This window comes from Flavobacterium lindanitolerans, assembly GCF_002846575.1.
Taxonomy (GTDB): Bacteria; Bacteroidota; Bacteroidia; order Flavobacteriales; family Flavobacteriaceae; genus Flavobacterium; species Flavobacterium lindanitolerans.
In genome coordinates this window covers 249273-272756 of sequence record NZ_PJND01000010.1, presented here as the reverse complement: position 1 = coordinate 272756, position 23484 = coordinate 249273, and the positions used below count along the sequence as shown (strand labels likewise).

Genomic DNA, 23484 nt, shown 5'->3' with positions numbered 1-23484 from the left:
AAAAGGGACTGCCTTATTTTACAGGTAGTCCCAAGTATTTTGAAATCAAATAATTGTGTGTTAAAGTAATCCGGCTCTTTTTAGCAGGGCATCCGGTTTTGGTTCGCTTCCCCTGAATCTTTTGTATAGAATCATCGGATGCTCCGTTCCGCCTTTTGACAATATGTTTTCTTTGAATTTTGTAGCCACTTCAGAATTGAATATTCCTTGTTCTTTAAAATATTCGAAAGCATCTGCATCAAGTACCTCAGCCCATTTATAACTGTAATAGCCCGAAGAATAACCACCCTGGAAGATGTGAGAAAATGAAGTACTCATAGCATTTTCTTTCACATCCGGATAAAGTTTGGTGGAAGCAAACTGAACGTTTTCAAATTCTTTTACATCTTTGATAGGTGTTGGATCCTGACCATGCCAGCCCATATCCAGTAAGCCAAAGCTTAACTGTCTCAAAGTAGCCATGCCTTCCTGGAAGCTGGCGCTTTCTTTTATTTTCTGAATGTATTCTGTAGGGATGATTTCTCCCGTTTGATAATGACGTGCAAATAATGCCAGAGCTTCCGGTTCATAACACCAGTTTTCAAATATCTGGCTTGGCAATTCGACAAAATCCCAATATACGCTGGTTCCGGAAAGGCTTGGATATGTGGTATCAGCAAACATCCCGTGCAATGCATGTCCAAATTCGTGGAATAAGGTGGTTACTTCGTTGAAAGTAAGTAATGAAGGCTTGGTTTCTGTTGGTTTTGTAAAGTTGCAGACAATAGAAACATGTGGTCTTTCGTTAATTCCACCCAACACATATTGTGATTTGAATGAAGTCATCCACGCACCGTTTCTTTTTCCTTTTCTAGGGAAAAAGTCAGCATAGAAAACAGAAACCAGATTACCGGCAATGTCTTTTACCTCATACGTTTTTACATCAGGATGGTATTTCTCTATGTCGTTTATTTCTACGAAAGTCAGTCCATACAATCTTCCGGCAACGGTAAAGGCACCTTCCAATACGTTTTCCAACTTAAAATAAGGTTTTAATTTTTCGTCATCCAGATTGAATAATTGTTGTTTTAGCTTTTCGGAATAGTAAGCCCCATCCCATTTTTCAAGCTGTTCAATGCCGTCCAGTTCTTTGGCAAACTGCGTCAGTTGATTGAATTCTCTTTCCGCCGCCGGACGTGCTTTCGCTAACAAGTCATTCAGGAAAGTATTTACTTTTTGAGGGCTTTCTGCCATTCTTTCTTCCAATACAAAATGGGCATGCGAGGCATAGCCTAAAAGTTTGGCTCTTTCAAATCGGAGTCTGGCAATTTGAAGCACGATTTCCTGATTGTCATGCTCGTTTTTCTGGAAACCTTTCGCACCAAAGGCAATTGCCATTTTTTTACGAAGCTCCCTGTTGTCAGCATAGGTCATAAAAGGAATATAGCTTGGATAGTCTAACGAAAAAATCCAGCCTTCTTTTTCGTGGCTTTGAGCTAATTCTTTTGCGGCTTCAATGGTGCCTTCCGGCAGTCCGGAAAGGTCTTTTTCGTCTGTAATATGGAGTTGGAAAGCGTGTGTTTCAGACAGTACGTTTTCGCCAAACTCCAAACTCAGTTTAGAAAGTTGCTTGTCGATTTCACGCAGTTCCATTTTTTTGTCTTCAGATAAATTGGCTCCGTTTCTGGAAAAGCTTTTGTATTGTTTGTCTAACAGAGTTGCCTGTTCTGCCGTAAGCGAAAGGCTGTCTTTTTTGTCATAAACCGCTTTTACTTTTTTGAACAAATCGGCATTGAGGCGGATGTCATTTCCAAACTCGGATAATAGCGGAGAAACTTCCTGTGCAATTTTTTGAAGTTCGTCGTTGGTTTCGGCAGAATGCAGGTTGAAGAAAATAGTAGATATCCTGTCTAAAGTGGCTCCACTAAAAGCCATGGCTTCTATTGTGTTCTCAAATGTTGGTAATTCAGAATTGTTAACGATATCGTCTACTTCCTGTTTTGCGCTGGCAATTGCTTCTTTAAATGCCGGAAGGAAATCCTCAATCTTGATTTGAGAAAAAGGTGCGGTATCGTATTTTGTTGTAAATTTTTTGGTAAGAACTGACATATCAGGGTCTTTTTAAATATCTGTAAATAAAAAATAAGCTGTGGCACGGGAATCGCATTCCCACATGCTGTTTTCAAAAGTATAAAATTGGAAAGGAATTACCTATGGCGTTATGAAAACGTTGAGGTTTAAAATAAAAAAACCAAGCTTATCGGGCTTGGTTTCTACTGTTTTATCTGAAGTTATTTTTTCAGGTTTTCGGATGCTTTAAGCACAGCCTGTTTCAAGCCTTCTTTATAAGCAATAATTTTATCTAAAACGGCCTTGTTGCTGCTTCCGATAATTTGTGCTGCCAGAATTCCTGCATTTTTAGCACCATTTAAGGCAACTGTTGCAACTGGAACACCGCCAGGCATTTGAAGAATGGAAAGCACGCTGTCCCAACCATCGATAGAATTGCTTGATTTTACCGGAACGCCAATTACGGGAAGCGGCGACATTGAGGCTACCATTCCCGGAAGGTGAGCAGCACCTCCGGCTCCTGCAATAATAGCAGCGATACCACGTGTATGTGCATTTTTACTAAAGTCGAATAATTTTTCCGGTGTGCGGTGTGCCGAAACAATATCTACTTCGGTTTCAATTCCAAATTCTTTCAGTATGTCGATGGCTTCCTGCATGACCGGCATGTCAGAAATAGAGCCCATTATGATTGCAATCTTCATGGATATAAGTTATAATTGAGTAAATAGTTGATTACGAATTGCTGATTACCCGTATTAGTTTTTTTACTTCTTCTGCTGTTGTTCTGGCTTTGGTGATGTCTTCATTTACGATAGTAACATGACCCATTTTTCTAAAAGGTCTTGTTTCGCGTTTTCCGTAAATATGTGGCGTTACACCGTCAATGGCCAAAATCTGTTCTATGTTTTTATAAACTACCTGACCTGAGTGGCCTTCTTCTCCAACAAGGTTGACCATAATTCCGGCTACTTTGCTTTCGGTATTGCCTAAAGGCAGGTCGAGTATGGCTCTTAAATGGTTTTCAAATTGGGAAGTATAGCTGGCTTCAATGCTGTAATGACCTGAATTATGAGGTCTTGGCGCTACTTCATTAACCAGAATATCGTCATTTTCTGTCTGGAACATTTCAACAGCCAGTAATCCTACATGTTCAAAAGCTTCCGAAACTTTCAAAGCGACTTCTCTTGCTTTTGCAGCTACTTTGTCGTCAATACGTGCCGGACAGATAACATATTCTACCTGATTGGCTTCGGGATGGAATTCCATTTCAACCACCGGATAAGTCTTGATTTCGCCTTTTGGATTTCGAACGACAATTACAGCCAGTTCATTTTTGAAAGGAATCATTTCTTCGGCAATGCATTCTACATCCGGCAGGTTTGCGAGGTCAGTTGCCGTGCGTACAATTTTAACACCATTTCCGTCGTAGCCAAATTCAGCACTCTTCCAAACAAAAGGCAGGGTAGTATTATTCTTTTCAAGACTTGTTTTTAATTGTTCCAGTGTTTGGAATCTTTGAAAAGGAGCCGTTGGAATATTATGGGTTTTATAAAAATCTTTTTGCCTTCCTTTATTTTGAATGTTTCTGAGTGTTTTTGGCGATGGATATACTTTTGTACCTTCTGATTCCAGTTTTTCGAGGGCTTCCAAATTAACCAGTTCTATTTCAAAAGTCAGGACATCGGCTTTTTTGCCAAATTCATAAACCGTATCAAAACCCATAAGATTGCCCTGAAAGAATTTGTTGCAGCCTATTCGGCTTGGGGCTTCCTCGCTTGGGTCCAGTACATAAGTCTGTATGTCAAATTTTCGGGTATCGGCCAAAAGCATTTTGCCAAGCTGTCCTCCGCCTAGTATTCCGAGCTTAAAATCGGATGAGAAGTAATTCATTGTTGTGTTGTTGTTTGCTGCAAAGATAAGCATTCTTTAGAATGATGGAATATCATGGTTTAGATTTAAATGTTTTCCATGCTTCCGAAGCAATATCCCGCACTAATTGTGTAGGAGAATTGCAGTCGCAATTGCTGAATCCGATGACATAGATGTCTTCATCCGGGATATAAACGCCCATAGATTTAAAACCGAAAACACTGCCGCCGTGTTCCCGTGTTGCAATTCCGTTTAACCGGGACAAATGCCATCCAAAACCGTAACCAATTGTTTCGCCATTATCCAGCGTTTTTTTAGTAAAGGCTTTTTCAGAAGTCTTTTCATTCAGCAACAGATTATGGTTTAGGGCATTTTGCCATTTCAACATATCTTCTGATGTGGACATGAGCGAACCGGAAGAATAGGGAATGGCGAAACTAATCCGCCCTTTATTTACATAGGCTTCCCCTTTTTTCTGATAGCCATAAGCTCTTTTTTTGATAATCGCACTGTCATCTGCATATCGGGAATTGACCATTCCAATTTTTTCGAAAATATTTTTTCTGATAAAGTCCCTGTAAGTTTCTCCGGTAACCAATTCAATGATGTAGCCTAAGATGGCATAGCCTGAATTGTTATATTCGAATTTTGTGCCCGGGAGAAACTCAACAGGTTCATTCTTAAAAAAGTCAATCAGTTCTTTAGGGGAGAGGTCTTTTTGGGCAATTTGCTGAATAGATTTCATTTTGGTGAAATCTTTAATCCCTGAAGTGTGGGTTAGCAGATGGTAAATCTTGATATTATCACCCGAAGGATAATCGGGGATGTATTTTGAGATACTACTGCCTGTATTTATTTTTCCCTGTTCTTCAAGCATCAGGATGCCTACAGCGGTGAATTGTTTTGTTATGGAACCTATTTGAAAAATCTGGTCTGCAGTCATGTCAACATCCAGTTCAAGGTTGGCTTTACCTACAGCCTTATGGTAAATAGTTTTTCCATTTTTAGCGACTAAAAAGACACCACCAGGACCGTTTTTGTCTTTAAAGACGTTCGAAATCATGTTGTCGGTTTTGCGCGTAAAGTCTTGTGCTTGGACGATTGCGGAAATAAAAAGAAGTAACAGGGCGGTTGCAAGCAATTTCTTCATGGGTGAGGGTTTGCTCTTTTGGACGATATTGGTTTATGTCTGGTTACGGTTTTTTATAATCTTTGGAGTTCTGTGTCTTTGTGAATGACTATTTTCACGCAAAGGCGCAGAGCCGCAAAGATAAAACGCATCAATGGATAGGGAGATGTCAGATAATTGTTTTAAATAAAAGGCGGTGTTATCTGGTATTTATAGGAAAATAAAACCAGCCCTACTTTTGATTTGATACCAAACCTTTCAAAAAGTGCCGTACGGTAGGATTCAATAGATTTTACAGACAATCCCATGCTATCAGCCATCTGGTCATAGGTCAATTCTCTTTCATCACAAACCAGTTTCAGAAATTCCCGTTCTCTTTCAGACAATACAATTTGACTTTTAGCATCCTTGTCGGGTGCTGTTTCATAGTTTCTCATGCGTTTCAGTATTTCGGAAACGTTGTTGTAGCCTATTTTTACGATATTGTCAATGGCAAACTTCAGGTCATGAGCGGTGCAGTTTTTATGAAGAAATCCTCTTGCTCCATGATGGTAGGCCGCATCGATAATCTGCTCGTCAAAATGCTGGGTCAATAGCAATATTTTATATTCGTCGTCTATTTCTTCCAGTGCTTTTAATACTTCAATACCGTTCATTCCCGGCATGGAATAATCTAAAATAAACAGGTCTGGCTTATTTTCCAAAGGCAGCGATGCCAGAAAATCGGTCCCGTTGTCAAATTCTGCAGTTACGGCAAAATTGCTGATTTTTTGCAGAAGCTCTTTCAATCCCTGTCTCACAATTTTATGGTCGTCAATAATGCCTATCGTAATTTTTTCCATGTTTAGGTAAGTTTGTTTTCGGTAAGCGTGATTTTTGTTCCTTTTCCATTTTCGGACCAGATAGTTACAGAATAATCAATAATAGCCGCCCGACCGATTATGTTCTGTAGTCCTATCGTGGCGGTACTGTTTTTGATTTTTTCATAGTCAAATCCTTTTCCGTTGTCGGAAATTACCATTTCAAAGTCAGGATTTGCCTTTAATCTTATTTCAATAAGGCTGGCTTTGGAATGTTTGAAGCAGTTGTTCATGATTTCCTGAAAAATCCGGTAGATGACAATTTTTTCATTTGTTGAAAATATCCTTTTGCTTTCTCCCTTGAGGTCGAAATGGATAGGAATGGAGCCTTTTTGCAGGCGTATAATTTCAGATTCTATAGCCTTTATAAGGTCTTGTTGCAGGAGCATCTGGCTGTTGAGTGAATGGCTGATATTTCGGATGGATTGGGACAGATTGCCAACGGATTCTGATAAGGGCTGTAAGGTCTGGTTCAGTTCCGGCGAATCGAGTTTGAGATTTTCTATCTGGAAATTGATATAGGTAAGCTGTTGTCCGGCATCATCATGGAGGTCCTGGGAAATGTTCTGCAATACCTGTTCCTGCGTTTCAAGAATCGTTTGGTTTACTGTTTTCTGAAAATCAATGTCTTTTTGGTAGATGACCTCGGTGTAGTTTTTGATTTTGCGGATGTATAGTTTTACCAATACCACACAAAAAAGGATTAGCAGGCTGACAAAAAGCAACCCGATGATAATTCCGAAGGCTACATTATTCAACATGTTTTAACTTTTTTTCACGATAAATGTAAACATTAAGTAGCGAATAATAAGTTATGTTTACAAAATAACTAATGAAATCATAGAGTTTAAAACGATTTAAAATCATTATTTTATGGATGTTCTTATTGTTAAATCCAAATAAAAGACTAAATCCTATAAAGAACAATACCGGCGATAACATCAATATGAAATTATTGGATAAAAAATAATTTAAATTTTCTTTTTTTAATTCTGAAGAGCAATTATAAATGAAAAGGATTAAATACAAAAAAGCGCCTATCACAAAAGAATAGGAGTTGAATTCCTTGATTCCGTTTAAAAGGAAAAGATTATATACAGTGAAGCTTAGAAAAAATAATATCACTATTAAAAGCAAAGATTTTTTTATAGAGGATACATTATATAAGATAAAAAACCACAGGATGTTATTGATGACAATAAAAATGGAAGCATTGAGGCGAATCGGAATGTTGTTATATTTAAGTATAGCAGACATTGATTCATTTATTACGCTTAAAAGTAATATGATGAATAAGATTCTATGAGCCTTTTTGTCTTTATTGTAGCTTATGACTAACATAATGAAAGTGAAAAGAATATAAATTCTTATGGGTGTTAGTAATTCAAAAAAGCTCATGGAATCTTAATATTAAGTTAGTTTAATAAATACTATTGATCTTTTATTTATCCTTTTTTGCAGGATCGTCACTTATGTCATAATAAAAATGCTTTCCGAATGCATCCTCCACTTTAAAAATAACACCTTCTCGAATTACAATTCCTTGCTTTTCTTTAAATGGTACTATTGCTCTAGTGAAATAAATTGTATTAATATTTCCATGCACTTTTTTTATTCCTTCAAATAAAGGAACTGAATAAACGGATTCATCTTGTGTATAATCGGCTCTTCTTGGTTTAGCAATGCCTCCTTCAAGATCAAAAGCGATATAACCGGAGTAACAATGAAGGTTTTGGTTTTTAATAAAATCTTCCAAATCTTTCCAGGATAATGAGTAAAAAACAATGCCTGTTGTTCTATTATCACCATGTTCTCTTGCCATATCCTCAAATTTTGTAGAACAGATAGCATGCGAGTTTTCAATACAACCGTATAAATCATATTTGCATATTGCATCTCCATATTTCTTAAGCCATTCTGCACGTCCGCTATAAGACAAAGTTTTAAGATACCTCATTAGTGGGTCATCTGAACAATTTGTGGATAGGGGTGGGCAATCTGCGGGGTGAATTGCAGGTACTTCAATTTCTTTGTTAGTTTTCATGAGTTAATAATTTGAGGGTTAATAATTAAGTTTGCTACAAAGTTTACTTTTCTATACTTCCAACCCAATAGGGTTTTCCCTATTTTTTTTAGGTATTTCCCTATACTTCAACAAGCCTGGCTAAAATATCGCTTTTTTCTTAATAAATTACTCTAGTATCCCTGTTTTCAGAAGGTTAGGGTAAAATCTCGTTTTGTCTAGGGTTTTCCCTATTGTTCGCTGTTTTTGGGTGGTATAGTTTTGAAAAACAATTAGTAATAATGCAAAAATGACTGGATGTCTGCATTCTACAACTTAACTTAAAAACAGTAAAAATGAAAACAATAACTAACCTAATAATTGTTCTGGTGTGTTGTTGCAGTTATGCACAGAACAAAGAAACTCCCGAAGAAAAAGCAGCAAAAAAAGAACTGACCGCCCTTTATCAGGACTTCTCTTATACGAAAGGACTTCTCGAACTTGAAAGCAAAAAACTTCGGGATATGAATAGTGCGGGGAAACCACTGGCCGATATAGAGGTACAGGCAAAAAAAGAACGCGGAATCAAAAAAGAACTGGATGGTTTGTATAAACAATACGAGACTGTAAAAGCCTACCATCTTAGAAAAGTATCCGAAAAGAAACTCAATCAGTATTTTCCGCCACCAGCTAATTACAAACCGCTTGATGGGGAGCAGGTAGATGAATCAAAATCAGCCGAAGAAAATGAGACCTCTTCAAAAGATACTGTTGAGACTGAAAAGGCAGTATATATAATGTATGGCGATAAAAAAATTGCAGATGAAAGTATTTTTAAAAACAGGGAAGCAGAGACTGTTTTCAAAGAAATTTTGTCTGTCAAAAGCGAAACCTGTCTGGGTAATTTTGAGATACCTGGTCATAAGCAAAAGATACAGCTCTATGATGTAAGCTATGATGCCGTTGCCAATCAATTTGTCTGTTTTAAGCAAGTAAAGTTTTCTATCAGAGATGGTAATATTTATGATATTCGGGTAACGGTAACCAATTCCGAACAGACAAAAGAATATTATTTTGAAAACAGGGTACCAATTTCAATGCTCAATTATCCAAGGGAGGCCAAACGAAACTTTTTGTCACATCGAAGTACCCTGTTGATGGGGGATTCCCTAAATGGGAAAGATGAGGTAAAGAATAGTTACATCCGAATTTCTGATGTGCTCACCTATTTGCCTAACCCAGGCAATAATTTTGTGCCTGACGATGTTGAATATACTTTTCCCACCGGGCTGGAAAAGGAAGTCAATGAAGAAAAGCGCAGACTGTATCTGTTAAATCAGGATACTAATTTGCAGAACGTAATGGAATTACGAACTTATACGGATTTTTTAGGATTGTTTGATGATACGCCAAACGGCATTATGCAAATAGAAGGTAAAGCCGATTTTTTTGTAGTTCCTTTTCAGGTGGGACGTCTGCATCCTATGAATTTTTTCAAAAAAGTATCTCCATATGTGCATTATACCCGACTTGATGATGACCATAAAGGATTAACGCTAATTGATAATCCGTCATTGCCCGGAACCCAGATGATTGGAAGGCCGCTTGAAATTATCGAAAAGTCCTATCTGGATATGGGAGCTGTATTGGATGTTTTTAGTTTTTCTTTTATCAAGGAATCACCGTTTAATATCAATCTGTATTATGCACTTCGCTACCAGATTGCAACGATTGACAGGGAGAATGAAGAGAATCTTAATTTTAAGACTTTGGGTCATGCTGCCGGTGTTCGCTTCGAGTTCAAAAGATTCAATAATTTCGGATTTAATTTTTCTCCGGAATTTGCCTATTATAACCATATGAATAAAATTGATTTTATGGAAAATCCCAAAAACATATGGGTGTTCCGAAACGAGGCAGAGATTTTTTACTACCCGGGAGAATCAAAGAAGCAATCGGTTTTTCTTCGATTGAGAACTTTTATGGATGTGAGCGATAGTGAAGACTCCTTTTTTCAATTGCAGTTTGGGTATCGTTTTTCTATAGGACTGGGCAGTGTAAAGGGAAAAGGTTTGTAACAGGTAGCTCTTTTGTCACAATGACCCTATTAAACCAAATTTTATAGGGTCATTGTTTTTTATGCTGATTTTCTATTCGCCAAACTGCATCTCAAATAAAATATAATGTTTTATCCCAAATTCCTTTCCCCAGCTTTCGATATCTTTTCCGCTGCTTTCTACGGCACACCAGAACTTATTTCCCTGTTTGTCTTCATAGGGCAGGATATAGGCAAAAGCATAAAAAGGCTTACCTGTAATGATAGGGAAATGAGAACCGAAATCCCTGAGGCTATAGTCGTCAGAACGGATACTCTTGTATTCTTTTTGTACTTCAAAGCGGTCAAACATGAATTTAATCTTTAAGGTCTTATTTGAAGATTTTCCCGCAATTACCCGAAGATTCATGCTGTCCTTTTCTATTTTTCCGATATAGCTGTTGGTTGATGAGTTGAAAACGGTGTCGGTTTTTTTAATCTTGCCATTCCAGATTTCCTTGGCTACAATATAATATTCTTTATTTTTCAAAGCCGTTCCGGTGAATTTTGTAGTATAATAATCAATGTCTTCAAAACGCATAATATCTGTCAGGGTTTTGTTTTCGGAATAGATATCGCTTTTCATTTGTATTGTGTTTTCTTGCGCTGCTGTGACAAAGCATGAAAAGAAAAGCCATAATCTTGCTAAACGAATAACGGTAATCTTGATGGTCTGTTTTTTCATAATCAGGTTGGTTAAAGTTTCGAATACAAAGGTAGTCCCGTATTGCAGCTGTTGAGGTTAACCGCCCTGAATAAGGGTTAATTAGTGTTAACGAAAATGGGAAGGGCACTTTTAAAATTTTATCTTTGGCTTGTATGAAAAGAAAGATACTGTTAGCTTTTGCCCTAATGTCTGTTAGTGTTGCCGGAATTGCAGCACTGCAACTTTTTTACAGCTATACGACCTATGTTTCAGAACGCAGGCAGTTTGAAAGAGATTGTAATGAAGCTCTTGACGAGGCCGTTGACAGTTCTTTTACCAGATACCGCAAGATTGTGACCGGCACATTTAGGTCATGGTTAAACGATCCTTCTTTTATTGAAATCACGGCGCGATGGAATCCGGACGTAAAAGAAACCGTATTTACAATAAAAGAAAGACAACCTTCGCCTGTTGGTCAGAGCCAAATCAGTATGAGCATTGGCGATTTAAAGGAAAGGTTTGATAGTATCACTCCCGGGAGTAAAGAATTGCTTGTCAATCATATGGTAAGTCAGGTTGATGCAGAACTGAAAAAGGGATATGTGTGGTTTTATACACAGAAATTGGGAGACAGCCTTACAAAAATAGCATATGACACCCCTATAGAAAAAGCACTGCTCAAAAAAGAATATAAGGTCGCTTTGGAAAAAAGAGGTATTATGCTTCCATTTTTTTTCAATGGCAAAGGAGATGGAAAAAGCTACCAGACCAAAAAAGTAAACATTTCCTTGAGACGGCCTCATAAGAAAGAAATGTTGCAGGTATCTGTTGTTAATGTAGATTTGTTTTTGCTTGGACAGCTAAAATGGGTATTGGCAGGGTCAATACTGTTATTGCTCATTACATTATTCTGTTTCTGGTATACGCTAAGATTACTGCTTTCACAGCAAAAACTTAATGCAATAAAAGATGATTTTATCAATAATATGACACATGAAATTAATACGCCGCTCACTTCTATTGCCATAACCGCCGAGTCATTAAAAAAGTTTAGCCACGACAAGGAGGCACAGGAAAATTATATAGATATCATACTCCACCAAAGTAGTAAACTTATGTCGCTTACGGACGAAATACTGACTTCTGCACGATTGGAAAGTTCTGAAATGGAATTGCAAGATATGATTGCTGTCGATACGATGTTACAGCAAATTGCTGCCCAAACAGAGAGCCCGGTTCAAATCTCTGTTACAGCAAATAGCAATGCTACATTGCAGGGTAACAAAAAACATCTGGACAGGGCTATTGCCAATCTGATTGATAATGCGGTTAAATATAGTACATCAACAAATTCCGTTGTCGAAATAAGGAGTTCTATAGAAAACGGGGAACTGCTAATTGCCATTGCAGATAACGGGCCTGGAATTCCTGACGAACATAAGGAAGCGGTTTTCAGCCCTTTTTACCGCATTCCTTCGGGCAATATCCATAATGTCAAAGGATATGGTTTGGGATTGAGCTATGTCAAAAAGGTGATTACAGCCCACAAAGGGAGCATCTTACTGAAAGACAATATTCCTAACGGGAGTCTCTTCCTCATTAAACTTCCTTTATCATGAGTACTACTATACTTTTGGCAGAAGACGAACAATTTCTAGGCAAGGTCGTCAAAGAGAGTCTTGAAAAGCAGGGTTATATTGTTATGTTGGCTCCGGATGGGAAAAAAGCATGGGAACTTTATAAAGCGCATACGTTTTCATTGTGCATACTTGATGTAATGATGCCTTATAAAGACGGTTTTACTTTGGCATCGCAAATCAGGAATGACAATCCTGAAATACCTTTGATGTTTCTGACGGCAAAATCAGATATTAAAGATATTACGGCAGGCTATGCCAGTGGAGGAAATGATTATCTCAAAAAGCCATTCAGCCTGGATGAACTTTTTTTGAGGGTGAAAGAACTGCTTAGGAGGACATCATCAGAAAAAGAAAAAAATGATGAGGAACGAATAGGCAATTATCTTTTTCACTTTCAAAGGCAGGAACTGAAAATTAATGACAAAATCATAAAGCTTTCCCATAAAGAAACCCAGCTTCTAGAACTGTTATTAAAGCATAAAAATCAGGTGTTGGACAGGAAATCGACACTATTGCTGCTTTGGGGAGATGATAATTTTTTCAATACCCGAACGATGGATGTCTACATCACAAAACTTCGAAAAAAACTGGAAGAAGACAAAAATATTGAGGTAATCAATATCAGGGGATTTGGATATAAGCTGATTTGTTGAGAAACGGTTTTTTGCATTGAAAACTATCCGAAAAGGAACTAACTTTGACAGAACAAAACCAAAAACATGGATTCAAAGATGCCGACAAATATACCTGCTTCAAGCCTGGACTTTTTAAAACAGCTCAAAGAAAATAATAACAGAGAATGGTTTAATGATAATAAGGACCTGTATTTGAAAGAATACGATGCCATAGAAAAATTTGCGGAGTCGTTATTACAGGAACTCCGAAACCACGATGTTATCGAAACAGTTTCAGGTAAAAAGAGCCTGCATCGGATTTACAGAGATACCCGCTTTTCAAAAGACAAAACACCATATAAGACCAACTGGAGTGGTGGTTTCAAAAGAGCAACTGCCTTGCGCAGGGGAGGTTATTATTTTCATATCGAACCTGGCAACAGTTTTATAGCCGGTGGTTTTTGGGCTCCTAATACAGAAGATATCAAACGCATTCGTGAAGACATCAGTTTTGACCCGGAACCTTTACGAAAAATTATAAATAGTAAATCCTTTGTAAAAACTTTCGGTTCATTGCAGGGAGAACAGCTAAAGAAAGCGCCAAAAGGCTTTGATACTACAGATGAGGCTATTGATTTATTACGCTATAAACAATTCCTGCTAATCAGAAAGTTTGCAGATGCTGAGGTGTTAAGTTCTTCTTTTTTGAAAGAAGCGGACCAGACGTTCAAAAACATGCGTCCTTTTTTTGATTATATGAGTGAAGTTTTGACTACAGATGCCAATGGAGAACAACTTCCGGGCTTGTCTTAAAAGGATTGTCTGAATTTTCAAAATACAAAAAGAGCAGGGAAGAGGTAAAGAGAAAACAGTACTAAAATTGGCTTTATGCAGAAAGTATATTCTTCCGCATAAAGCCAATAATAATTTTTGTTTTTTAAAGAGTCGCCATATCAATAACGAAACGGTAACGCACATCGCCTTTCAGCATTCTGTCATAAGCGTCCTGAATATTTTTGATGTCTATCATTTCGATTTCAGAAACAATGCCGTGCTCTGCACAATAGTCAAGCATTTCCTGAGTTTCGGCGATACCTCCAATTCCGGAACCGGCCAGGCTTTTTCGCCCTCCTAACAAGCTGAATGCCGCAACAGGAGCAGGTTTGGATGGAACACCAACACAAATGTGTGTGCCGTCTGTTTTTAACAGAGAAAGATACAAATTCAGGTCATGTTCTGCAGAAACCGTATCTAAGATGAAATCAAAAGAATTTCTGGCCGCTGCCAACTGTGCTTCATCTGTGGTTACCACAAAATTATGGGCGCCAAGTTTTCGGGCATCCTGTTCTTTGGAAGGAGAAGTACTTAAAACCGTAACTTCCGCTCCAAATGATACTCCAAATTTTACTGCCATATGACCCAAACCTCCCAAACCAAGTACAGCCAGTTTGTGTCCTTTTCCTACTTTCCAGTGGCGTAAAGGTGAATAGGTTGTGATTCCGGCACATAATAACGGAGCAACAGCTGCAAGATTCAGTTTGTCTGAAACATGCAGAACGAAATCTTCATGGACTACAATAGTATTGGAGTAGCCTCCGTAAGTAGGCGTCTTTCCGTCCTGTTCCAAGCCGTTATAGGTTTGCGAATTTCCTTTAAGGCAATATTGCTCCAGGTCTTTTTTACAGTTTTCGCATTCGCGGCAGGAATCAACCATACATCCGGTTCCGGCAATATCGCCTACTTTAAATTTTTTAACATGGTCGCCAACCTTGACAACCCGTCCTACAATTTCGTGGCCCGGCACCATTGGGAAAATTCCCGGAAACCAGTCATCTTTAATTTGATGAAGGTCTGAATGGCATACTCCACAATATTGTATGTCGAACTGCACATCATGAGGCCCAACTTCACGCCTTTCAAAGTTCCAAGGCGCTAACGGACTTTTATTGTCCTGGGCAGCGTATCCTTTTGTTGCTATCATCTTTTTTGTTTTTAAGGGATTAAATCGGTACTACTAAATTAGCGAAAAAAGCAATCCGATTTGTTGAGCCGTTTTTAGCTTTTAATCAGAAAAAAACCGCCCATGCAATATGCATGGGCGGTTTCGGGTAACTATATTCACTTTAACCTAACTAAATTATTCTCTCATCAAACGTTTTACTTGTGTTCCGTGAGCAGTTGTAATCTTAACCAGATAAACTCCTGAAGGGAATCTTTCCATGTTAAACTGACGACTTGATTGAGTTGTTGTATTGGTGTCAGAAAGAATAAGCTGTCCGGTGATTGAATAAACTTCTATCTTTTCTGCCGTTATATCTCTTGAGAATTCAACAGTTACAATTCCGTTGGTAGGGTTTGGATACAATCTCATTTTGATGTCTCCAAACTCCGGTACAGAAAGACCACAGAAATTGGTAGGGTCTGTGATAGTTACTGTAGCCGTACCTGTTGCGGTATTGCCGCTGTTATCTGTTACTGTTAATGTTACGGTATTTGGGCCTACATTACTACAGTTAAAAGTGCTAGGCGAAACAGAGATGCTTGCGATGCCGCAATTGTCTGTACTTCCATTGTTCACCTGTGCTGCGGTAATTGTAGCAACTCCTGCCGTAAGTGGTACCGTAATATTGGTAGTAACAACAGTTGGCGGTGTTGTATCTGCGGTGGTAGTAATAGTAAAGCTTTGTGTAGCTGTACAAGAATTTGCGTCAGTTACAGTTACAGTATAGGTTCCTGCCGCCAATCCGGTAGCAGTAGCTCCGATACCTCCTGAAGGTGCCCATGAGAAGGTATAATTACCTGCTCCTCCCGATACTCCTACTGTAGCCGAACCGTTAGAGCCACCTGTACAACTCACGTTGGACTGTGATGGAACGATTACAATTGGAGAAGGTTGTGTTACGGAAACCGTTCTCGTAATCTGACACATATTAGCATCAGTGATTGTTACGGTATAGTTTCCGGCCGCAAGTCCAGAAGCCGTGGCAGCTGTTCCTCCGGATGGAGCCCAAGAGTAAGTATAACCACCTGTTCCACCAGTAACTGTTACTGTTGCAGAACCATTAGAACCACCATTACAACTTACGTTAGTGCTTGATGTGGTTGCTGATAATGCAGTAGGTTCAGTTATTGTAAAACTTCTTGTGATTTGACACGCATTGGCATCAGTGATTGTCACCGTGTAGGTTCCTGCAGCCAGTCCTGTTGCTGTAGCACCCGTTCCTCCTGAAGGAGCCCATGAATAGGTGTAAGGAGCTGTTCCGCCTGTTACCGTAACACCAGCGATTCCATTAGTACCTCCGTTACAACTTAGATTTGTCTGCGATGTTGTAGCGGATAATACAGCAGGCTCAGTTATTGTGAAAGTTCTTGTAAGCTGGCAGTTATTGGCGTCAGTTACGGTCACAGTATAAATTCCTGTGGCTAATCCTGAAGCCGTAGCCGCTGTTCCACCGGATGGAGCCCATGAATAGGTATAAGGGCCTGTTCCTCCTGCTATCGTAACTGTAGCGCTTCCGGTAGCACCACCGTTGCAAAGAACATTAGTTTGCGCTGTAGTAGCTGATAGTACAGCAGGTTCAGTTATTGTAACAGTAGTCGTAATCTGGCAGTTATTGGCATCAATTGCAGTTACCGTGTAGATTCCTGCAGCCAATCCAGAAGCCGTGGCCGCTGTTCCTCCAGATGGAGCCCATGCATAGGAATAAGCGCCTGTTCCTCCTGTTACTGTAACAGTAGCACTTCCGTTAGTACCGCCATTACAACTTACATTAATTTGTGATGTTGTAGCTGATAATATAGCAGGCTCGGTAATTGTGAAGTTTCTTGTAATCTGACAGTTATTGGCATCAGTTATGGTTACCGTATAGGTTCCTGCAGCCAATCCGGTAGCAGTAGCTGCTGTACCTCCTGATGGAGCCCATGAATAGGTATATCCAGGTGTTCCTCCTGAAACCGTAACCGAAGCAGTTCCGTTAACACCTCCATTACAGCTAGTATTAGTCTGTGATGTGGTGGCTGTCAATGCAGTTGGTTCATTTATTGTAAAACTTCGGGTTGCCTGACAGTTATTGGCATCGGTTACAGTTACCGTATAGGTTCCTGCAGCCAGTCCTGTTGCTGTAGCCGCCGTTCCTCCTGATGGAGTCCATGAGTAGGTATAGGGTGGCGTACCGCCTGTTGGCGTTACGGTTGCCATTCCGTTAGCACCTCCATTACAACTTGCGTCAGTCTTGCTTCCTGTAGCTGCAGATAAGGCTGTTGGCTGGTTGATAGTAAATGTCCTTGTAACCTGGCAATTGTTATTGTCAGTCACGGTTACTGTGTAAGTTCCCACAGCCAGTCCTGAGGCCGTAGCTGCCGTTCCTCCTGAAGGAGCCCATGAGTAGGTATAGGGTGGCGTACCGCCTGTTGGCGCTACCGTTGCCGTTCCGTTGGAACCTCCATTACAGCTCACATCTGTTTTGCCGCCGCCTGTTGCAGCAGATAAGGCTGTTGGCTGGTTGATAGTAAATGTTCTTGTAACCTGGCAATTGTTATTGTCAGTTACTGTTACCGTATAGGTTCCTGCAGCCAGTCCTGTAGCCGTAGCTGCCGTTCCTCCTGAAGGCGCCCATGAGTAGGTATAGGGTGGCGTACCGCCTGTTGGTGCTACTGTTGCCGTTCCGTTAGCACCGCCATTGCAACTTACGTCTGTTTTGCCGCCGCCTGTTGCAGCAGATAAGGCTGTTGGCTGGTTGATAGTATAGATTCTTGTAACCTGGCAATTGTTATTGTCAGTTACAGTTACCGTATAGGTTCCTGCAGCCAATCCTGTAGCCGTAGCTGCCGTTCCTCCTGAAGGAGCCCATGAATAGCTGTAAGGCGGTGTTCCTCCTGTAGCCGCTACGGTTGCTGTTCCATTAGAGCCACCATTACAGCTCACGTCTGTTTTGCCACCACCTGTTGCGGCAGATAAGGCTGTTGGCTGGTTGATAGTATAGGTTCTTGTAGCCTGGCAGCCATTAAAATCAGTTACGGTTACCGTATAGGTTCCGGCAGCCAATCCTGTAGCTGTAGCATTCGTTCCTCCGGATGGAGCCCAGGAGTAGCTATATGGAGTTGTTCCTCCTGTAGCCGCCACGGTTGCCGTTCCGTTAGAGCCACCATTACAGCTTACGTCTGTTTTCCCGCCACCCGTTGCGGCAGATAGAGCTGTAGCAGGTTGGTTAACTGTAGTTGTTCTTGTAATCTGGCAACCGTTGAAATCGGTCACGGTTACTGTATAAGTTCCCGAAGCCAGTCCTGTTGCAGTAGCATTCGTTCCTCCGGATGGAGCCCAGGAATAGCTGTAAGGTGTTGTTCCTCCAGTAGCTGTTACGGTTGCTGTTCCGTTAGAACCTCCATTGCAGCTTACGTCTGTTTTTGTGATGGTTCCGTCCAATGCAGCAGCAGGTTGTGTTACTGCTATGCCTGAAACGGTACCTGTACAGCCATTGGCATCCGTAATTGTTACTGAATAAGTACCTGCTGCTAATCCAGAACGGTCTTCGGTATTAGCCCCGCCAACCCAGTTATAAGTATAGGGAGGTACTCCTCCGGTAGGAGTTAAATTGATTGCTCCGGTACTGCCTCCAAAGCAGGCAACATTTGTTACTACTGTTGTTCCGGACACAACTGCAGCAGGTTGTGTTACATTAATGTTGCTGATTGTACGTGTACAGGAATTAGCGTCAGTAATTGTTACTGAATAATTACCAGCTGCCAATCCGGTACGGTCTTCGGTTGTAATACCGCCACCCCAGTTAAATGTATAAGGTGGTGTACCGCCTGATGGAGTCAGGTTGATGGCACCAGTATTGCCTCCAAAGCAAGCAATGTTAGTTACTACCGTACTTCCGTTAAGGACAGGAGGCTGTGTAATTGTAAAATTACGTGTAGCCTGGCATAAATTAGCATCGGTTACTGTCACGGTATAAACTCCTACACCCAGTCCTGTTGCCGTAGCGTTCGTTCCTCCGGATGGAGCCCATGAATAGGTATATGGAGGTGTTCCTCCTGTTGGAGCTACAGTAGCTGTTCCGTTATTACCTCCGTTACAGCTTACGTTTGTCGAGCCTCCTCCGGTTGTCAATACTATAGCCGGATTTACGCTTACTGTTATTGTTGCACAACCTCCAGGCGTCACACAACCGCCTTCACCACGAACATAATATGTTGTTGTTGTGGTTGGGCTTACAGAAAATGAACCAGTTGTGGTACTTGTTACCAATGTTCCCCCACAGGAGCCAGAATAAACATGCCATGCTGTAGCGCTGTTCAGGCTTCCTGTAATAGTGATGGTCCTGCTGCTTCCATTACAAAGTATGGATGTAGATGCTGTCAATGTAGGAACGGTTGGGCTCGTACAATTAATACATGTCACAGAAGGTGTTGGAAAATTGGAAGGCTGTATAGGAATAGCCGTGGTAGTAGAATTATCATGTATCCAATTACTCGGGTTATTAATTGCAGCACGAAGCGCAATAGAAGTTCCCGTTAAAGTTCCGTTGTATTTTGCATTTGCAAATTCTGGCCCTGGAGCCGGATATAATGAGATGCAATTTACTCCGTTTTCTAAGTCGGTTGGTATGGCTGAATCAGACGTTGCCCATAGAGTGCTGTTACTTCCTGTCGCCGGATTCCATGTTGTTACAGGGTCATACTTTGATGAATTGTAATCTCCATGGATTGCTGAAATAAAAATAGGAGCAACTGGAGCTACACCAGAAGCAGATTGGTAAGCAATAATTTGGTCACCACCGGAAAGATTAAAACTTGTACCCAGTGCAAAAGTAACGCTTCCGCCTCCTGTTACTGTAATTACATCCGGAGCCGTTTCTACAAACGAGATAATCTTGCCGCACGTAATTCCGGGTGGAATAACATAAGCAAGATGCGGTTCGTTTAGGGTATTCATCCATTGGGTTCCGGACCATCCCTGTTCCGTAAAATAGAGCGTCTGTCCGGCAGGAAGGTCATTTAATGCGATAAACGCAAAACCGTCCTGACCACCGGTATTGTAGCCTATAAAGGCGATATCGCCTTTATTCATTGTCTGTGCTTCCGATTTGACTCCGCTCAGGAGGCAAATCATGAAAAACAGGCAGGCTTTAAAAAAAGTAATTGTTGTTTTCATATGATTGATTTAAGGTTTAATGACACAGATAAGCATTGTGCCAGCCTCCCATAGATTGCGGGCGCTGGTCAGACATGATGTTTTGGACGAACTGTCCGTCATTTTTCAAGACAGTTTCAATTTGGATTCCATCGTCTGTAATTTTGAAAATATAGTTGTCAAAGCTGGTTCTGTTGGTTTCCGGATGGAACTGTATTTTTCCTCTCGGGCCTTCCAGTGCTTCTTCCATTTTGTCAATAAGCTGTTCCAGACTCGGAATACTATCGTTGTCTTTTAATAGGTTTTCCAGAATCATTCCGGTTTCATAACCCAGTAAACTGAAAATGTTTGGAGCCTGATGAAATATAGCCTTATGTTTTTCTACAAAGGATAGGTTCTTTTTGCTTCTTAAACTATCCGACCATGAGGATACAATCATAGTGTTCTGAAGAGCCTCCCTGTTTTCTTCCTTTATCTTATCAGATATAGAAAAAGAAGTGAAATAAAAAGGATAGTCTTGGGTCAGTTTGTTTTTAGTAAGATAGGAAGCATGTTCTTCTGCATAGATGCCGCTGTGGAAAGCAAATATGGCGTCTGGTTTTAAAGGAGCCAGAGTCTCCTGCATACAGTCTGCCTCGTTTTCTCTCGGATTCAAAGGCGTGATGTAATGTCCTGAAAATTGACTGTCGTTTTGATAAAGTGCCATTTCAATGGCCTGGTTGATGCCATAGCCTGAATCATAATACGAGGATGAAGTGGCTATGTTTTTGTAATTCTGTGATGCAAAATAAGCGCCTAAATGATAGGAACTTTCGGCAATACCAAATGAATTGATATATACGCCTTGTTTCTTTGGCAGGGCATAAGGAAGTGTTGAACCCATATCCGTAGCCAATAAAAAAAGATTGTGATTTGAAGCGTAGTCATACACGCTTTGGATGTTGCGATGTCCCAAAAAACCAATAAAAATGCTGATATCTTCCTGTAAAGAAAGCTTCTGCATCTTTTCGATAATTATTTTTTCATCTGCGCCAATGCCAATGCTCTCAATAAAAAATTTGACGTCCAGGTCATTTAATTTCATGCCTCGCATAAAATCCCTGTCTAATGATGGGTATTGTTTTGATTGGGGCAACAATATTCCGATTTTCATAAATAATAAAATAAAAGGGGGGAAGTGACTCCCCCATATTAATTAGTTTCTGGAAGGAAAAATTCCTTCAAGAGCAATGCTCGTGTATATTCCAAGGTATGGATTACGTATTCCAAAAGGTATACTTCCCCCTGCAATGCCGGTAGTACCGCTGATTACAGATTTCACACCGCCTACTACATTCGTTCCCGTTGGACTTTCTCTGTAGATTTCCGGCATATTACCTGAATCTCCAAATCCGTTGGAACCACCATCAGTAGTATTGCTTCCATTATTGTTGTTAGTGGCGAGGATAGTGGTAGCAACATGTGCCTGGCCGTCAACCAAAGGGTGAGCGTGCATAGGCATATTGCTTGTTGTTAAAGTCACGTTTTGGGTTCCTCCAATTTCTCCCCAAACAACAGGTGTTAGTCCTGGTCCGTTTCCGGGATGAACAACAGACCTTCCTCTCAAGTCAGGAAGACCGAATGTTGTTTGTCCGTTTCCACCATAGGTAGTACCTAAAAGTGAAAATAATGCAGTGTTTTGAGCAATTGACATGATTTGTCCGTCACAAAATGCCCACCCTCTAGGAGGAAAGTTGAATCCAAATGTCTGAATTTGTCCAAGAAATGGTTCGTACATAGTTTTAAAGGTTTAAGTTAATAGTTGAATTATCGAATTTATTTATTCGTATAGGAAGGTGTAATATCAGAAGAAGTATGCCATAGAAAAATGTTCTCGCAATGTGCGAAAGTTTTTCTTTCCTGAAAGTAAGGGTAACGCTGGAATTTTTTGCTTGAAATAAGCAGTCAACTTTCTGAATAGTAGTTGTATGCATAACAAAAGATTTAGCAGGTTAGTTTTTGGGCATGTCTTTAAAACGCTCTGTTTTTTTGACTTTTCAAAGTTGCAATATTTCAAAAACGCATACAATACCACAATTTTGGTATATTTTTTTATCACTAAATTTGGTGATGCGGGCAGTGGCTTTTTTCTGTCTTGTAGAAATTAAAAAAGAGTGTTTTTTATGACAGTGTGCGAAGAAGTAAAACACGCAGACTGATTAGAGAAAATAACTATTCGGAAGAATATTAAAATGAAATAGAAACAAAAATGTTTACGCCCAATAAATCCCAAAGCATTAGCCAGGAACCTTAGTCCCCCAATCCCTTAATAACTTATCAACTCAGCTTTAAAGCCACTTTTGTTCCCCGTCTGTAGAATCGAGAATTTTAATGCCAAGTACGTCTGCCATATCTTTGGCAACAGCAAGAGCTTCTTTTTTGGAATTGGACTTATATAATGTAATAGGCCTTCTGTCTTCCCAAAAAGAATTGACAATATAGGAATTGCTTGTGAGTGTAGGCCAGTTGGCAGCGGGACTATTTAGTGTTTCGCGTGATTTATAGACAGAAATGTATTCCGTTTTTGGAAAAGATTCCCATTCGCCAAATACAATACCCAGAAAGGAATATAGCTTACGATAGTATTTTTGTTCTGTGTTGATTTCAATTCCCGTACAGACAGAGTTGCTGATAAGCAGGCCAAGGCCAATTATCAGTGCGGCAATTCCAAACGCTTTTTGTTCTTCAGAAAGCAATATAATGCTGGCAAAAATGAAAACAGCAGAAATTATTCTCTCTAAAAAGGGTTTCTTAATATAACGGATATTAGGCACAACAAGAAAAGTTTATGCCTGTTCAAAATCAGAGTCAGGATTCCTCTTGACCAGATTTGAATCGATAATCTTTTTTAGAAAATCCTTATCGCTTCTGAGATCTTGAACTTCACGTTGTAAAATTTCAATAGTTTGGTTTTTGGCATCAACCACATTCGGAATAAATTCACCGTCCGGTTCTTTTAAAATCACGTTATCCGGTTGGAGAAACTCATTTTCGTAAGCCGTGCCTTTAATGAAATAATAAACAGATGCATTTACCGCTTTTGAAACCTCGATTAAAAAATCCAAAGTAATCTCTTTCGATTTGAATCGATTTTGAAGATTTTGAGGAGAAATGTTTAATCTCTTTGCGACTTCAGTCATTTGGATGTCAAGTGATTGTAATTTCTTTTTTAAAATTTTTCCATCCATATGAAAAATAAATTTGTTTATTATAAATTAAATTATTTACTTTGTTTTGTAAAAATGTGTAAATACAACAAATCGTAACAAAACAAACAACGAATATAGAAAAAATATATCGTCACGGCACCCTGTATGCCATTTCTTTACGTAAAAGACAATCGTAAAGTTATTGATTTTTGCCTATTCCATAAGCAAAAAATAAAAAATACTCCCACAAAATT

At 39.7% G+C, this 23484-nt stretch carries 18 protein-coding genes; 4 read left to right on the top strand and 14 right to left on the bottom strand.

The features are described from left to right. Positions 1 to 60: 60 nt before the first annotated feature. The 7 genes from B0G92_RS15400 to B0G92_RS15365 form a co-directional block, all read right to left on the bottom strand. Positions 61 to 2088 (bottom strand): M3 family metallopeptidase, encoded by a 2028-nt coding sequence (locus B0G92_RS15400; RefSeq protein WP_101472891.1) that lies wholly within the window; start codon positions 2086 to 2088, stop codon positions 61 to 63. 182 nt (positions 2089 to 2270) lie between these two features. Continuing rightward, positions 2271 to 2753 carry a 5-(carboxyamino)imidazole ribonucleotide mutase gene (gene purE, locus B0G92_RS15395; protein WP_101472890.1) on the bottom strand — a complete coding sequence of 161 codons (483 nt, stop codon included), beginning with the start codon at positions 2751 to 2753 and terminating at the stop codon, positions 2271 to 2273. Positions 2754 to 2784: 31 nt separating this feature from the next. Further along, positions 2785 to 3942 carry a 5-(carboxyamino)imidazole ribonucleotide synthase gene (locus B0G92_RS15390; RefSeq protein ID WP_101472908.1) on the bottom strand — a complete coding sequence of 386 codons (1158 nt, stop codon included), beginning with the start codon at positions 3940 to 3942 and terminating at the stop codon, positions 2785 to 2787. Between the two features lie 52 nt (positions 3943 to 3994). Then, positions 3995 to 5071, bottom strand: a complete 1077-nt coding sequence (locus B0G92_RS15385; protein WP_101472889.1) for a serine hydrolase domain-containing protein — start codon at positions 5069 to 5071, stop codon at positions 3995 to 3997. A 161-nt stretch (positions 5072 to 5232) separates the two neighbouring features. Then, positions 5233 to 5892: a response regulator transcription factor gene (locus B0G92_RS15380; protein ID WP_101472888.1), complete on the bottom strand. Its 660-nt coding sequence runs from the start codon at positions 5890 to 5892 to the stop codon at positions 5233 to 5235. Between the two features lie 2 nt (positions 5893 to 5894). Then, positions 5895 to 6671, bottom strand: a complete 777-nt coding sequence (locus B0G92_RS15375; RefSeq protein ID WP_101472887.1) for a sensor histidine kinase — start codon at positions 6669 to 6671, stop codon at positions 5895 to 5897. 680 nt (positions 6672 to 7351) lie between these two features. Further along, complete coding sequence (locus B0G92_RS15365) at positions 7352 to 7954, bottom strand: hypothetical protein (RefSeq protein WP_143395056.1); 603 nt, start codon at positions 7952 to 7954, stop codon at positions 7352 to 7354. 314 nt (positions 7955 to 8268) lie between these two features. Here B0G92_RS15365 and B0G92_RS15360 point away from each other — a divergent pair, with 314 nt between their 5' ends. Beyond that, entirely contained in the window at positions 8269 to 9990 is a 1722-nt protein-coding gene (locus tag B0G92_RS15360) for a hypothetical protein (protein ID WP_101472884.1), read from the top strand. 72 nt (positions 9991 to 10062) lie between these two features. On the opposite strand, the gene B0G92_RS15355 is transcribed toward B0G92_RS15360, so the two are convergent. Further along, the gene (locus B0G92_RS15355; protein ID WP_101472883.1) at positions 10063 to 10692 is read right to left on the bottom strand and encodes a hypothetical protein; all 630 of its coding nucleotides are present in this window, start codon (positions 10690 to 10692) and stop codon (positions 10063 to 10065) included. A gap of 134 nt (positions 10693 to 10826) precedes the next feature. Here B0G92_RS15355 and B0G92_RS15350 point away from each other — a divergent pair, with 134 nt between their 5' ends. The 3 genes from B0G92_RS15350 (at position 10827) to B0G92_RS15340 (ending at position 13720) form a co-directional block, all read left to right on the top strand. Beyond that, positions 10827 to 12272, top strand: a complete 1446-nt coding sequence (locus B0G92_RS15350) for a sensor histidine kinase (RefSeq protein WP_101472882.1) — start codon at positions 10827 to 10829, stop codon at positions 12270 to 12272. Further along, entirely contained in the window at positions 12269 to 12946 is a 678-nt protein-coding gene (locus B0G92_RS15345; protein ID WP_101472881.1) for a response regulator transcription factor, read from the top strand. The genes B0G92_RS15350 and B0G92_RS15345 overlap by 4 nt, the downstream gene beginning before the upstream one ends. Before the next feature lie 66 nt (positions 12947 to 13012). Next, positions 13013 to 13720, top strand: a complete 708-nt coding sequence (locus B0G92_RS15340) for a DUF2461 domain-containing protein (RefSeq protein ID WP_101472880.1) — start codon at positions 13013 to 13015, stop codon at positions 13718 to 13720. A gap of 124 nt (positions 13721 to 13844) precedes the next feature. Here the strand turns inward: B0G92_RS15340 and B0G92_RS15335 are convergent, their stop codons facing one another. From B0G92_RS15335 to B0G92_RS15310, 6 genes are all read right to left on the bottom strand, one after another. Further along, the gene (locus tag B0G92_RS15335) at positions 13845 to 14888 is read right to left on the bottom strand and encodes an NAD(P)-dependent alcohol dehydrogenase (protein WP_101472879.1); all 1044 of its coding nucleotides are present in this window, start codon (positions 14886 to 14888) and stop codon (positions 13845 to 13847) included. Between the two features lie 156 nt (positions 14889 to 15044). Continuing rightward, on the bottom strand, positions 15045 to 20063 hold the full coding sequence (locus B0G92_RS15330) for a T9SS type A sorting domain-containing protein (RefSeq protein ID WP_101472878.1): 5019 nt from the start codon (positions 20061 to 20063) through the stop codon (positions 15045 to 15047). Positions 20064 to 20079: 16 nt separating this feature from the next. Further along, positions 20080 to 21195 carry an ABC transporter substrate-binding protein gene (locus B0G92_RS15325; protein WP_101472877.1) on the bottom strand — a complete coding sequence of 372 codons (1116 nt, stop codon included), beginning with the start codon at positions 21193 to 21195 and terminating at the stop codon, positions 20080 to 20082. A gap of 42 nt (positions 21196 to 21237) precedes the next feature. Beyond that, the gene (locus tag B0G92_RS15320; RefSeq protein ID WP_101472876.1) at positions 21238 to 21819 is read right to left on the bottom strand and encodes a phage tail protein; all 582 of its coding nucleotides are present in this window, start codon (positions 21817 to 21819) and stop codon (positions 21238 to 21240) included. A 550-nt stretch (positions 21820 to 22369) separates the two neighbouring features. After that, positions 22370 to 22855: a hypothetical protein gene (locus B0G92_RS15315; protein WP_101472875.1), complete on the bottom strand. Its 486-nt coding sequence runs from the start codon at positions 22853 to 22855 to the stop codon at positions 22370 to 22372. Between the two features lie 12 nt (positions 22856 to 22867). Beyond that, complete coding sequence (locus B0G92_RS15310) at positions 22868 to 23269, bottom strand: helix-turn-helix domain-containing protein (protein ID WP_101472874.1); 402 nt, start codon at positions 23267 to 23269, stop codon at positions 22868 to 22870. Positions 23270 to 23484: the final 215 nt, after the last annotated feature.